This window comes from Streptomyces sp. UG1 (assembly GCF_049974585.1).
Lineage (GTDB): Bacteria > Actinomycetota > Actinomycetes > Streptomycetales > Streptomycetaceae > Streptomyces.
In genome coordinates this window covers 75135-87379 of sequence record NZ_JBNGGG010000037.1, presented here as the reverse complement: position 1 = coordinate 87379, position 12245 = coordinate 75135, and the positions used below count along the sequence as shown (strand labels likewise).

The following is a 12245-nucleotide window of genomic DNA, read 5'->3' as shown; positions in this document are numbered from 1 at the left end:
ACCGATATAACGTGCCGTTGTTCCGGCCCCCTGCAAGGCTGTGACCAGGAGTTGTTCCCGACTTTCGCGATTTACTTGGATATCCAAGCAAAATCGCAGGTCAGGAGGGGTTTCACAGAAATGTGGAGCACTGGGTAACGTGCTTTTTGCAGGGCGCTCGCCGGGGCACCTGTCACGCCTGTCCCCCAACGAGCCGCACCCACCCTGTGCGTCCGTAGGGCTTCAGGTGAGCCGCACTGGCACCCGGCGAACCCGGGTAGCCGGACCGACGGAGGAGCACACGTGACCGTGGAGAGCACTGCCGCGCGAAAGCCGCGACGCAGCGCCGGTACCAAGAGCACGGCCGGCAAGACCACAACCGCAAGGAAATCGCAGGGCGCCGACCCCGAGCTGGTGCAGTTGCTGACGCCCGAGGGCAAGCGCGTCAAGAACGCCGAGTACGACAAGTACGTCGCCGGCATCACCCCCGAAGAGCTCCGCGGCCTCTACCGCGACATGGTGCTCACCCGACGCTTCGACGCCGAGGCGACCTCCCTGCAGCGCCAGGGCGAGCTGGGCCTGTGGGCGTCGCTGCTCGGCCAGGAGGCCGCCCAGATCGGCTCCGGACGGGCCACCCGCGAGGACGACTACGTCTTCCCGACCTACCGCGAGCACGGCGTCGCCTGGTGTCGCGGGGTCGACCCGACGAACCTGCTCGGCATGTTCCGCGGCGTGAACAACGGCGGCTGGGACCCCAACAGCAACAACTTCCAGCTCTACACGATCGTCATCGGCTCCCAGACGCTGCACGCCACGGGCTACGCCATGGGCATCGCCAAGGACGGCGCCGACAGCGCGGTCGTCGCCTACTTCGGCGACGGCGCGAGCAGCCAGGGTGACGTGGCCGAGTCCTTCACGTTCTCCGCGGTCTACAACGCCCCCGTGGTGTTCTTCTGCCAGAACAACCAGTGGGCGATCTCCGAGCCGACCGAGAAGCAGACCCGGGTGCCGCTCTACCAGCGCGCGCAGGGCTTCGGCTTCCCCGGCGTCCGCGTCGACGGCAACGACGTCCTGGCCTGCCTCGCCGTGACGAAGTGGGCGCTGGAGCGTGCCCGCGGCGGCGAGGGGCCGACGCTGGTCGAGGCGTACACGTACCGCATGGGTGCCCACACCACCTCCGACGACCCCACCCGCTACCGGGGCGACGAGGAGCGCCAGGCCTGGGAGGCGAAGGACCCGATCCTGCGCCTTCGCCGCCACCTCGAGGCCTCAAACCACGCGGACGAGGGATTTTTCGCGGAACTGGAAGGCGAGAGCGAGGCGTTGGGCAAACGAGTGCGCGAGGCGGTCCGCGCCATGCCGGACCCGGACCACTTCGCCATCTTCGAGAACGTGTACGCGGACGGGCATGCGCTCGTCGACGAGGAGCGCGCCCAGTTCGCCGCCTACCAGGCGTCGTTCGCGGACGTAGAGGGGGGTCACTGAGATGGCGGAGAAGATGGCTCTCGCCAAGGCGATCAACGAGTCGCTGCGCCGCGCCCTGGACGCGGACCCCAAGGTCGTCATCATGGGCGAGGACGTCGGCAAGCTCGGCGGTGTCTTCCGGGTCACCGACGGCCTGCAGAAGGACTTCGGCGACAGCCGCGTCATCGACACCCCGCTCGCCGAGTCGGGCATCGTCGGCACCGCGATCGGTCTCGCCCTGCGCGGCTACCGCCCGGTCGTGGAGATCCAGTTCGACGGCTTCGTCTTCCCGGCGTACGACCAGATCGTCACGCAGCTCGCGAAGATGCACGCCCGCTCACTGGGCAAGGTCAAGCTCCCGGTCGTCGTCCGCATCCCCTACGGCGGCGGCATCGGCGCGGTCGAGCACCACTCGGAGTCGCCGGAGGCCCTGTTCGCGCACGTGGCGGGCCTGAAGATCGTCTCGCCGTCCAACGCGTCGGACGCGTACTGGATGATGCAGCAGGCCATCCAGAGCGACGACCCGGTGATCTTCTTCGAGCCGAAGCGGCGCTACTGGGACAAGGCCGAGGTGAACACGGAGGCGATCCCGGGCCCGCTGCACAAGGCGCGGGTCGTCCGTGAGGGCGCCGACCTGACGCTGGCCGCGTACGGCCCGATGGTGAAGCTCTGCCAGGAGGCCGCCGCCGCGGCCGCCGAGGAGGGCCGCGGCCTGGAGGTCCTGGACCTGCGCTCGGTCTCCCCGCTCGACTTCGACTCCATCCAGGCCTCCGTCGAGAAGACCCGCCGGCTGGTCGTGGTCCACGAGGCGCCGGTGTTCTTCGGCTCGGGCGCGGAGATCGCCGCCCGGATCACGGAGCGCTGCTTCTACCACCTGGAGGCCCCGGTGCTGCGGGTGGGCGGCTATCACGCCCCGTATCCGCCGGCGCGTCTGGAGGAGGAGTACCTGCCGGGCCTGGACCGGGTGCTGGACGCCGTCGACCGTGCCCTGGCGTACTGAGGAGAGGGTCGTGACGACGATGACTGAAGCGTCCGTGCGTGAGTTCAAGATGCCCGACGTGGGCGAGGGACTCACCGAGGCGGAGATCCTCAAGTGGTACGTCCAGCCGGGCGACACGGTCACCGACGGCCAGGTGGTGTGCGAGGTCGAGACGGCCAAGGCGGCCGTGGAACTGCCCATCCCGTACGACGGGGTGGTCCGTGAGCTGCACTTCGCCGAGGGCACGACGGTGGACGTCGGCACGGCGATCATCGCCGTGGACGTCTCGGGCGCGGCGGTGCCCGCCGCCGAGGCACCCGCCGCACAGCCGCAGGCCCCGGCGGAGGAGCCGGCGCCGGAGGGCTCGGGCCGCCAGCCGGTGCTGGTCGGCTACGGCGTGGCCCAGACCTCGACCAAGCGCCGCCCGCGCAAGGGGGCCGAGGGCGCGCGCCAGGAGCCCGCGGCCCAGGCCCTGCAGTCCGAGCTGAACGGCCATGGTCCCGCGCAGCCGGAGACGCCGCCGCGGCCGCTGGCCAAGCCGCCGGTGCGCAAGCTGGCCAAGGACCTGGGCGTCGACCTGGCCACGGTGACGCCGACCGGCCCCGACGGCATCATCACGCGCGAGGACGTGCACGCGGCGGTGGCCCCGCCGGCCCCGGCCGCCGAGCCGGAACCGCAGGCCGCCCCGGTCGCCGCCCCGGCGCCGGTGGTCACGTACGACACGGCCCGGGAGACCCGTACCCCGGTCAAGGGCGTCCGCAAGGCGACGGCGGCCGCGATGGTCGGCTCGGCGTTCACCGCGCCGCATGTCACGGAGTTCGTGACGGTCGACGTGACGCGCACGATGAAGCTGGTCGAGGAGCTCAAGGAGGACAAGGAGTTCGCGGGCCTGCGCGTGAACCCCCTGCTGCTCATCGCCAAGGCCCTGCTGGTCGCCATCAAGCGCAACCCGGACGTCAACGCGTCCTGGGACGAGGCCAACCAGGAGATCGTGCACAAGCACTACGTCAACCTGGGCATCGCGGCGGCGACCCCGCGCGGCCTGATCGTGCCGAACATCAAGGACGCCCACGCCAAGACCCTCCCGCAACTGGCGGAGGCGCTCGGCGAGCTGGTGTCGACGGCGCGGGAGGGCAGGACCACCCCCGCCGCGATGCAGGGCGGCACGGTCACCATCACCAACGTCGGCGTCTTCGGCGTCGACACCGGCACCCCGATCCTCAACCCCGGCGAGTCCGCGATCCTCGCGGTCGGCGCGATCAAGCTCCAGCCGTGGGTCCACAAGGGCAAGGTGAAGCCACGTCAGGTCACCACGCTGGCGCTCAGCTTCGACCACCGCCTCGTCGACGGGGAACTGGGCTCCAAGGTGCTCGCCGACGTGGCCGCGATCCTGGAGCAGCCGAAGCGGTTGATCACCTGGGCGTGAGCCACGGGTGACGGCGAAAGGGGCGGCCACTGTCGAGTGGCCGCCCCTCGGCTTCGACGCGGACGGGCGTCAGCTGATCCGGGCGTAGCCGTAGTTGACCAGCTTCTTCACGTCGGAGGTGCGGTTCGCCTCCGAGGGGGAGGTGAGGACCGCGCCCATGACCGACTCGCCGTTCTTCGTGGCGGCGAAGACGAGGCAGTACTTGGCCTGGCTGCCGGAGCCGGTCTTGATGCCCAGCGTGCCGTTCCAGCCGAGCAGCGTGTTGGTGTTCTTCCAGGTCGCCATGGTGCGGGTGGCGCCGGTCTTCGTGATGGTCTTGGCCGTGTACGCCTTGGTCTTGACGACGGCCTTGAACGTGCCGCTCTTCATCGCGCTGCGCGCCAGCTTCGTCAGGTCGCGCGGCGTCGAGTAGTTGGAGCCATTGCTTATGCCGTCGAACGAGTCGAAGTGCGTGTTGGTCATGCCCAGGCTCTTGGCCATGGCGTTCATCTTGCCGATGAAGTTCTTGGTGCGGGCCTTGACCGTGGAGCCGGAACCGAACTTGTCGGCGAGGGTCATCGCGGCGTCACAGCCGGACGGCAGCATCATCCCGTAGAGAAGCTGCCGGACGGTGACCTTGTCGCCGACGATGAGCCGGGCCGACGAGGCGCCCTTGGAGACGATGTAGTCGCTGACCTCCTTCCTGATCGTCACCTTGGTGTTCAGGTTCAGGTTCGGCTGCGAGAGCACCACCTTGGCGGTCATGATCTTGGTGGTGGAGGCGGTGAGCCTCTTGGTGTCCGCGGCCTTGGTGAACAGGGTCTTGCCGTTGGCACCGTTCATCAGATACCCGCCCTTGGCGGTGATGCTGGGCGCCGTCACAGCCTGCGCGGGTGCCGCGGTGAGGGCTCCGGTGGCGAACACGGCGCCGGTGGTCATGGCGACGGCGGCTGCCCTGCGGATGCTCAGACCCTTGGTGGCGGTTATCAACTGAAATACCCCGATTACGTCGAAATACCCCGAAAGTGCGGCCGAATTGGAGGGGAAGAAGGTCGGGCCGCACGTGTGTGACACGTAATTAGCACAGAAGGTTGTGCGGCGGCTGGAGTGAATGTCGCTTCTTTGCGTGAGGATTCCGGAGGATCCCGGAGTGGTCCGCATCGTGGACGGATTCCCGGCATGCGTACGTGTTGTATCTATGATGTGCGCATGCCTTCCGCACCACCCGCCCCCGTCAAGCAGCCCCCCGCCGCCGACCGTGTCTACACCCACGTCAAACAGGGTGTCCTGGACCGCCGTTACGAAGGTGGGACGCTGCTCACCGAGGGCGAGCTGGCCGAGGCCGTCGGGGTCTCGCGCACCCCGGTGCGCGAGGCGCTGCTGCGCCTGGAGGTCGAGGGGCTGATCAAGCTCTACCCGAAGAAGGGCGCACTGGTCCTGCCGGTCTCCGCGCAGGAGATCAAGGACGTCGTAGAGACGCGTCTGCTCGTCGAGGAGCACGCGGCGCGCAAGGCCGTACCCGCGCCCCCCGGACTCATCGAGCGCCTTCAGGAATTGCTCGACCGGCAGAAGGCCCAGGCCGCCGCCGGCGACCTCGCCGGGGCCGCCGTCACCGACCGCTGCTTTCACGCCGAGATCGTCCGCAGCGGCGGCAACGAGATCCTCTCGCGGCTCTACGACCAACTGCGCGACCGGCAACTGCGCATGGGCGTCGCCGTCCTGCACTCCCACCCCGACCGCATCGCCAAGACCCTCGCCGAGCACGAGGAGATCCTTGAGGCCCTGCGCTCCGGGGACGCCGACGCGGCCGTCGGCCTTGTCCACCGGCACATCGACTGGTTCTCGCACCTCGCGCGGGGTGAGGAGCGATGAGGTCCGCCGCACTGCCCGGCGACCCCCCGGGCGGCCGCCGCGCCGTCGCCGTCTGGGGCATAGGCGTCTCGGTCTACTTCGTCGCCGTCATCTTCCGTACGTCGCTGGGGGTCGCCGGCCTCGACGCCGCCGACCGCTTCGACGTGGGCGCCTCGGCCCTGTCGACGTTCTCGATCCTCCAACTGCTCGTGTACGCGGGCATGCAGATACCCGTCGGTCTGCTCGTCGACCGGCTCGGCACCAAAACGGTGCTGACCCTGGGCGTGGTGCTGTTCACGATCGGCCAACTCGGCTTCGCCTTCTCGCCGTCGTACGGCACCGCCCTCGCCTCGCGCGCGCTGCTGGGCTGCGGCGACGCGATGACGTTCATCAGCGTGCTGCGGCTGGGCACCCGCTGGTTCCCGGCCCGGCGCGGCCCGCTGATCGCCCAGTTCGCCGGCCTGGTGGGCATGGCGGGCAACCTCGTCTCCACGCTGGTGCTGGCGCGGCTGCTGCACGGGGTGGGCTGGACGGCGGCGTTCGCGGGCAGCGCGGGCGCGGGTGCCGTCGTACTCGTACTGGTGCTGCTGTTCCTGAAGGACCACCCCGAGGGACACGAGCCGGCGCCGCTGCCGCATCAGGGCGCGGCCTACGTACGACGCCAGATCGCCGCGTCCTGGCGGGAGCCCGGCACGCGGCTGGGGCTGTGGGTGCACTTCACGACGCAGTTCCCGGCGATGGTGTTCCTGCTGCTGTGGGGACTGCCGTTCCTGGTCCAGGCGCAGGGGCTGTCGGTGGCGGCGGCCGGTGAACTGCTCACCCTCGTCGTGCTGTCCAACATGGTGGTGGGCCTGGTCTACGGCCAGATCGTCGCCCGGCACCACGAGGCGCGGCTGCCGCTGGCGCTCGGCACCGTCGCGGCCACGGCTGTGCTGTGGGCGACGACGCTGGCCTGGCCCGGTGAGACGGCGCCGATGTGGCTGCTGATCGTGCTGTGCGCGGTGCTCGGGGCGTGCGGGCCGGCCTCGATGCTCGGCTTCGACTTCGCGCGGCCGGCGAACCCGCCGGAGCGTCAGGGGACGGCGTCCGGGATCACCAACATGGGCGGTTTCGTCGCCTCGATGACGACGCTGCTCGCGGTCGGTGTGCTGCTGGACGCGACCGGCGACGACTACACCATCGCCTTCTCGGCGGTGTTCGTCCTCCAGGCGCTCGGGGTCAGCCAGATCCTGCGGCTGCGGAAGCGGGCGGCGCGCAGGGAGCGGGAACGGCTGGTCGCCAGTCGGGTGGAGACGGTGCACGTTCCCGCGTGAGCCGGCGGTGGCTTCGAGGTGCTACAGGGCCGGGACGAGGGTGAGGTACGCCAGGCCCAGCACCCCGCGGTAGCTCATCCACTGGGCGCGGTGGCGGTCGAGGCGTTCGCGGGTCTCGGCGGCGAGGGGGTGAGCGGGGTTCCGGGCCAGCCACACCTCGACGTCCGCCTGGTACGCCGACTCGAACTCCTCCCACTCCTCCAAGGTCGCCGTTTCGGTCCACTCCGGGCGGAAACCGGCGGCGACGGCGAGGTCGAGGAGGGTCGCGAGGTCGTGGTGGTCGGTGGCGGCGGCCTGCGGCCACATGCCGGAGAGTTCGGTGGGGGTCGGGGGGCGTTGCCAGAAGCCCTCGCCGAGCAGGACGCGGCCGTTGTCGGTGACCAGGCGGCGTAGTTCGCTCAGGGCCTCGGCGGTGTGGTCGGGCGTGCCGGTCGCGGCCAGGGCCTGGCTCGCGCCTACGCACAGGACGAGGTCGGCGGGGCCGCGGGAGGTCTTGGTGGCCGACTCCTCGATGAACTCGGCTCTTTCCTTCAGTCCTCGGTCCGCCGCGTTGCGGCGGGCGCGGGTGAGGTCGTCGGCGTTGAGGTCTATTCCGATGCCTGTCGCCTTCGGTGCGGCGGCCAGGATGCGGAGCATCAACTCGCCCCAGCCGCAGCCGATGTCGAGGACGGTGGTGGGGTCGGTGCGGGTGAGGCGCTGGACGAGGGTGGTTGCGCGGGGCTCCGAGAGGGGGCCGTGGAAGGTGAGGCGGGTGAGGCGTGGGGGGTTGTCGGCCGGGGTGTGGGTGTCGGTATCTGTGTCGGTCACGGCGGGACGCTAGCGGTGGGTGGGGGCGGGCGACAGCGGATTTCGCCCCCGCCGCCCCTACCCGTCCCATCCTTCAGGGGCTCCGCCCCTTCAACCCCACTGGGGCTGCCGCCCCAGACCCCGCTCCGGCCCTTAAGGGGCCTTGTCCTCAAACGCCGGACGGGCTGAGTGGTGCGGGCCGGTGCTGAGGAGGGGCTGTTGGGGGATGGCCCCCTTTGGGTGGGTTGGTGGAGGTTAGGGATGGTGTGGGCCGCTGGCTCCTCGGGCGCTGGACGGGCTGAGGTGCACCGTCTGTCTGTGGTCAGGCGGCCCGGGTGAGTTCGGCGCGGCCGAACAGCAGGGCGTAGCCGGCGGGGAGTTGGGCGAGGATGCGGCTGAGGAGTTCCTCGCCGGCGAGGTGGGCCACGACGCGCAGGACGGTGCCCGTGTCCCAGCGGGTGGTGGCCGGGCTGCCGTTGGTGCGGGTCGCCAGGTCCTTCACGAAGCCCCAGCCGGTGAGGGGTTCGGTGGCGGGGATCTGGGAGGAGAAGGTGACGGCGGCCTCGTGTGGCAGCCTGGCGGCAAGCTCCACGCGCTCCTCGCCGGTGAGTTGGCGCCCGAAGGCCGCCAGCACGGCGCGCACGGCCTGCTCGGCCTGGGCGCGGGTGCTGTAGGCGCCTTCGTAGCGCACCTGTTCCAGCATCCGCTCGAACGTCATGCCCGCGGTGGACCGGCACGGCTGCTGCTGGTGAATCATCGCTGAAGCGGTTGCCTTTCTCTGCTGACGGAAAAGATGTGGCTGCTGTGGGCCGGAAGTGCGTCAGACGGGCTGGGTGTGGCCGAACAGCAGGTCGTAGCCCGCCGGGAGCTGGAGCAGGACGCGACGGGTGAGTTCGCCGCCCGCCGCATCCGCGGCCACGCTGAGCACCGCGCCCACGTCCCAGGCCGCGGTCTGTTCGGTGGCTCCCTCGATCCAGGCCGCCGTGGCCCGTACGAAGCGCTCGGGGGACAGCGGCTCGCGCGCCTGGAGCGGATTGAGCAGGACGAGTGCCAGATCCTCCGGCAGCCGGGCGGCCAGTTCCGCCCTCACCTCGCCCACCAGATGAGCGCCCAGCAGCGCCAGTACCGTGCGGGCCGCCCGCTCGGCTTCCTCGGTGGTCTTGTACTCACCGCGTTCCTTGACCTGGTCCAGGAACGCGTCCCATCGCATCACCATCGCTACCCCCGTGCCTGCGTGCGGCGCGGCTGGGAGGGGACTCAGCCGCTGATCTCCTTGCGCGCGGATCCGCCACCGATGGCGATCTTGCGGGGCTTGGCGCGCTCGGCGATCGGGATACGCAGGGTCAGCACACCCGCGTCGTAGTCCGCCTTGATGTGCTCGGTGTCCAGGGTGTCGGCCAGCACGACCTGGCGGGAGAAGGCGCCCAATGGCCGCTCGGACAGCTCCACCTGTGTGTCGTCCGCCTTGGTGACGGGCCGCCGCTCCGCCTTGACGGTCAGCATGTTCCGCTCGACGTCGATGTCGATCGCGTCCGTGGAGACGCCGGGCAGGTCGAAGGCGATGACGTACTCCTCGCCCTCACGGTAGGCGTCCATCGGCATCGGCGACGGCCGCGACCAGGTCCCCGTCGTGCCGAGGAGCTGCTGGGTGAGCCGGTCGAGCTCGCGGAAAGGATCGGTGCGCATCAACATCGTCGAACACCTCCAGCGTTCAGGTCAGGCACTGTGCTGCCAATGCGTTCACCTGCCATCGTTGTAACATGTCATCCAAGTGATGACAAGTTGGAAGTCGTCGATGTGATGACAGAACCATGGAGGCCCGATGACCAGGGACGAGCAGCCGCCCACCTCCCACGCCCGCGGTCTCACGTCGGCGTCCTTCCTCGCCGCCGCCGCGGCGCTGAACACGATCCACGAGGCCCTGCACACCGCCCGGACCACGCCGGACGCCATCCGCCCCGCGGCCGACCAGAGCACCTCCGAGCAGGCACTCGCCGCGCTCCTGCTGCTGCGCGAAGCGCGCGAGCAACTCGCCGAGTGGGAACCGGGCCTGATCGAAGCCGCGCGGGAGGCGGGCGCGAGCTGGGCCGACCTCGCCCACCCCCTCGGCGTCTCAAGCCGCCAGGCCGCCGAGCGCCGCTACCTGCGTGTACGCCCCGGAACCCCGGGATCCACGGGTGAGCAGCGGGTGCGGGCCACCCGCGACCGTCGCGCCGCCGACCGCACCGTCACCGCCTGGGCCCGTGCCAACGCCGTCACTCTGCGCCAGCTCGCCGGCCAGATCACCGCGCTCACCGACCTCCCCGCCGCCGCCGACACCCCACTCGCCGAACTCGCCGCCGCCCTCGCCGACGACGACCCGGCCGCCCTTGTCGCCCCCCTGACGGACACGCACCCGCACCTGGCATCCGACCACCCCGGCCTCGCCGCGCGCGTCGATGACCTCACCCGCCACACCGACCGGCTCCGTCGGCACAGCGGGGACCAGCGCCGAAACCGCGCGTGACCCGACGCCCTGACCGGCATGGATCACTCACGACGCGGTCGCGGCACAGCTTCCGAACCGTGCGGGCACGGCACGCCCTGCCCGCACGGCCGGACCCAGGGCATACGGGAGGCCCGGCGGGAACCGGCCCTCGTCGGCTACTGCGTCACGGTGAAGTTGCGGACGATCGCCGCGGTCAGGGCCGGGTCGCCCTCTGTCTTCAGGCGGTCCGCCACCGATTCCGCTGTGACACGGCCGCAGGCCAGGCGGAAGTAGGTCTCCCAGTCGAGGGTGAGGGTGGCGGCGGGGCCGAGGGCGGGGGCCGTCTCGAGGGTGCCGCGGCCCTGGATGTCGATGCGGATCGTGCGCAGGAACTCGACCGGTCCGTGCACGTCGATGACGATCGCCGAGCTGCGCGGGGCGTCGGCCTTGGTGGCGACGATCTCGGGGAGGGCGGCCAGCAGTACGTCACGGGCCACGTGCGCGCCGGGGGAGTCGAGGTTGCCCGGGCGGCCGAGGGCGGTGCGCAGGTCCTGTTCGTGGACCCAGACGTCGAAGGCGTGAGAGCGCATCGACTCCTCGAGGGTGAGCTCCGCCCCGAGCGGGCCGCGCACCTTCGTGCCGGGGTCGCGGGACTCGTTTCGCAACTGGCGGTTGCGGCGGATGATCGTGTACTCCAGCTCGGACGTCATCTCCGGCGCCGTGTGGTGGCGGCGGACGTCGACCTGCATCTCCATGTAGCGCTGGTGGTCGTTCGTGACGTGGAAGAGGTCGCGCGGGAGGGTGTGGATGGGACGCGGGTCGCCGAGCATCTCGCAGTCCAGGCCGATGACATGAGACACGACGTCGCGGACCGACCAGCCCGGGCACGGCGTCCGCCGGTTCCACTCGCCCTCCACCAGCGGCGTCACCAGCTCGGATATCGCTTCGATGGAGTGGGTCCAGGCGTCGGCGTAGGGCTGGAGGGTGGGATGCAGACTCACGGAACGGGACCCCTCGGCGGTCGGTACACGGGCGGGTTGTGGCGGCGTTGCCAGTGGGAGGTGGCTGTCGGCGGGTGTCTTGGAACGCTAAGTTACGCTGCTGTGAGGCACCCCGGCAGTGCTTTCGTGTGACGATCGTAGGCCCGTATCGACGGCTCGAATGCCAGGACGGTGGTAGTGTGCGCGCCTCTCTGCTCCAGATCGACGTCAATGAGGGCGAATCAGTCGAATCGCGCAGAGCGCGCGTAGCCTCTCTCGTCCGGGAACAGGCCGGGACGGCCGACCTCGTCGTGCTGCCGGAGCTGTGGACCACCGGGGCGTTCGCCTACGAGGGCTTCGGCAGCGAGGCCGAGCCGCTCGAAGGGCCGACGTACGAGGCGATGGCGAAGGCCGCGAGCGACGCGGGCGTCTGGCTGCACGCGGGCTCGATCCCCGAGCGGGACCCTGAAGGGCCGCTCTACAACACCTCTCTCGTCTTCTCCCCCTCCGGTGATCTGGCCGCCGCGTACCGCAAGATCCATCGGTTCGGCTTCGACAAGGGCGAGGCGGTGCTGATGGGCGCGGGCGAGGAACTGGTGACGGTCCGGCTCCCCGAGACCGTCCTGGGCGTGGCCACCTGCTACGACCTCCGTTTCCCCGAGCTGTTCCGCGGCCTCGTCGACGCCGGCGCCGAGACCCTTCTCGTCCCGGCGGGTTGGCCGGAGCGCCGCCGGGCGCACTGGACGCTGCTGGCTCAGGCGCGGGCGGTGGAGAACCAGGCGTTCGTGCTCGCCTGTGGAACGGCCGGGACGCACGCCGGAGTTCCGCAGGCCGGTCACTCGATCGTGGTCGATCCCTGGGGCGAGGTGCTCGCGCAGGCCGGCGCGGGCGAGCAGGTCCTCACGGTGGAGTTCGACCCGGGCAGGGTCGCGGTGACACGGGATCAGTTCCCGGCGCTGAAGGACCGGATGCTGGGGCTGGCGCCACCGCGTCGCTGACGGTCGTACGGACCCCGCAGACC

General features: G+C 70.4%; 13 protein-coding genes. 7 read left to right on the top strand and 6 right to left on the bottom strand.

The genetic code is table 11. The features are described from left to right. Positions 1 to 282: 282 nt before the first annotated feature. Genes pdhA through ACP4J3_RS35380 form a run of 3 tightly spaced genes read left to right on the top strand, consistent with a single transcriptional unit; the run spans position 283 to position 3848 of the window. Positions 283 to 1464, top strand: a complete 1182-nt coding sequence (gene pdhA, locus ACP4J3_RS35390) for a pyruvate dehydrogenase (acetyl-transferring) E1 component subunit alpha (RefSeq protein ID WP_426540405.1) — start codon at positions 283 to 285, stop codon at positions 1462 to 1464. A gap of 1 nt (position 1465) precedes the next feature. Then, positions 1466 to 2443, top strand: a complete 978-nt coding sequence (locus ACP4J3_RS35385) for an alpha-ketoacid dehydrogenase subunit beta (RefSeq protein WP_426540404.1) — start codon at positions 1466 to 1468, stop codon at positions 2441 to 2443. 10 nt (positions 2444 to 2453) lie between these two features. Continuing rightward, a complete protein-coding gene (locus ACP4J3_RS35380) occupies positions 2454 to 3848 on the top strand; it encodes a dihydrolipoamide acetyltransferase family protein (RefSeq protein ID WP_426540403.1) in 1395 nt (464 codons plus the stop codon). Positions 3849 to 3917: 69 nt separating this feature from the next. On the opposite strand, the gene ACP4J3_RS35375 is transcribed toward ACP4J3_RS35380, so the two are convergent. Then, positions 3918 to 4766, bottom strand: coding sequence for a D-alanyl-D-alanine carboxypeptidase family protein (locus ACP4J3_RS35375; protein WP_426540442.1), 849 nt, complete (start codon positions 4764 to 4766; stop codon positions 3918 to 3920). A gap of 270 nt (positions 4767 to 5036) precedes the next feature. On the opposite strand from ACP4J3_RS35375, the gene ACP4J3_RS35370 reads away from it, so the two are divergent. Next, on the top strand, positions 5037 to 5699 hold the full coding sequence (locus ACP4J3_RS35370) for a GntR family transcriptional regulator (protein WP_426540402.1): 663 nt from the start codon (positions 5037 to 5039) through the stop codon (positions 5697 to 5699). Further along, positions 5696 to 6991 carry an MFS transporter gene (locus tag ACP4J3_RS35365; protein ID WP_426540401.1) on the top strand — a complete coding sequence of 432 codons (1296 nt, stop codon included), beginning with the start codon at positions 5696 to 5698 and terminating at the stop codon, positions 6989 to 6991. Before ACP4J3_RS35370 ends, ACP4J3_RS35365 begins: the two co-directional genes overlap by 4 nt. 21 nt (positions 6992 to 7012) lie before the next feature. Here ACP4J3_RS35365 and ACP4J3_RS35360 read toward each other — a convergent pair whose 3' ends face one another. The 4 genes from ACP4J3_RS35360 to ACP4J3_RS35345 form a co-directional block, all read right to left on the bottom strand. After that, the gene (locus ACP4J3_RS35360) at positions 7013 to 7798 is read right to left on the bottom strand and encodes an SAM-dependent methyltransferase (protein WP_426540400.1); all 786 of its coding nucleotides are present in this window, start codon (positions 7796 to 7798) and stop codon (positions 7013 to 7015) included. A gap of 301 nt (positions 7799 to 8099) precedes the next feature. After that, positions 8100 to 8534, bottom strand: a complete 435-nt coding sequence (locus ACP4J3_RS35355; RefSeq protein WP_426540399.1) for a DUF2267 domain-containing protein — start codon at positions 8532 to 8534, stop codon at positions 8100 to 8102. A 63-nt stretch (positions 8535 to 8597) separates the two neighbouring features. After that, positions 8598 to 8993, bottom strand: coding sequence for a DUF2267 domain-containing protein (locus ACP4J3_RS35350; protein ID WP_426540398.1), 396 nt, complete (start codon positions 8991 to 8993; stop codon positions 8598 to 8600). A gap of 41 nt (positions 8994 to 9034) precedes the next feature. After that, on the bottom strand, positions 9035 to 9469 hold the full coding sequence (locus ACP4J3_RS35345; RefSeq protein WP_426540397.1) for an Hsp20/alpha crystallin family protein: 435 nt from the start codon (positions 9467 to 9469) through the stop codon (positions 9035 to 9037). Positions 9470 to 9599: 130 nt separating this feature from the next. Here ACP4J3_RS35345 and ACP4J3_RS35340 point away from each other — a divergent pair, with 130 nt between their 5' ends. Then, on the top strand, positions 9600 to 10283 hold the full coding sequence (locus ACP4J3_RS35340; protein ID WP_426540396.1) for a type III effector protein: 684 nt from the start codon (positions 9600 to 9602) through the stop codon (positions 10281 to 10283). A gap of 137 nt (positions 10284 to 10420) precedes the next feature. On the opposite strand, the gene ACP4J3_RS35335 is transcribed toward ACP4J3_RS35340, so the two are convergent. Beyond that, positions 10421 to 11245, bottom strand: coding sequence for a maleylpyruvate isomerase family mycothiol-dependent enzyme (locus ACP4J3_RS35335; protein WP_426540395.1), 825 nt, complete (start codon positions 11243 to 11245; stop codon positions 10421 to 10423). A gap of 179 nt (positions 11246 to 11424) precedes the next feature. Here ACP4J3_RS35335 and ACP4J3_RS35330 point away from each other — a divergent pair, with 179 nt between their 5' ends. Beyond that, on the top strand, positions 11425 to 12222 hold the full coding sequence (locus ACP4J3_RS35330) for a carbon-nitrogen family hydrolase (RefSeq protein ID WP_426540394.1): 798 nt from the start codon (positions 11425 to 11427) through the stop codon (positions 12220 to 12222). Positions 12223 to 12245: the final 23 nt, after the last annotated feature.

Excerpts from the sequence above, each read along its gene's own strand:
- ACP4J3_RS35385 (WP_426540404.1), top strand. The coding sequence starts at position 1,466 with ATGGCGGAGAAGATGGCTCTCGCCAAGGCGATCAACGAGTCGCTGCGC.
- ACP4J3_RS35375 (WP_426540442.1), bottom strand. The coding sequence starts at position 4,766 with ATGACCACCGGCGCCGTGTTCGCCACCGGAGCCCTCACCGCGGCACCC.
- ACP4J3_RS35370 (WP_426540402.1), top strand. The coding sequence starts at position 5,037 with ATGCCTTCCGCACCACCCGCCCCCGTCAAGCAGCCCCCCGCCGCCGAC.
- ACP4J3_RS35365 (WP_426540401.1), top strand. The coding sequence starts at position 5,696 with ATGAGGTCCGCCGCACTGCCCGGCGACCCCCCGGGCGGCCGCCGCGCC.
- ACP4J3_RS35355 (WP_426540399.1), bottom strand. The coding sequence starts at position 8,534 with ATGATTCACCAGCAGCAGCCGTGCCGGTCCACCGCGGGCATGACGTTC.
- ACP4J3_RS35350 (WP_426540398.1), bottom strand. The coding sequence starts at position 8,993 with ATGGTGATGCGATGGGACGCGTTCCTGGACCAGGTCAAGGAACGCGGT.
- ACP4J3_RS35345 (WP_426540397.1), bottom strand. The coding sequence starts at position 9,469 with ATGTTGATGCGCACCGATCCTTTCCGCGAGCTCGACCGGCTCACCCAG.
- ACP4J3_RS35340 (WP_426540396.1), top strand. The coding sequence starts at position 9,600 with ATGACCAGGGACGAGCAGCCGCCCACCTCCCACGCCCGCGGTCTCACG.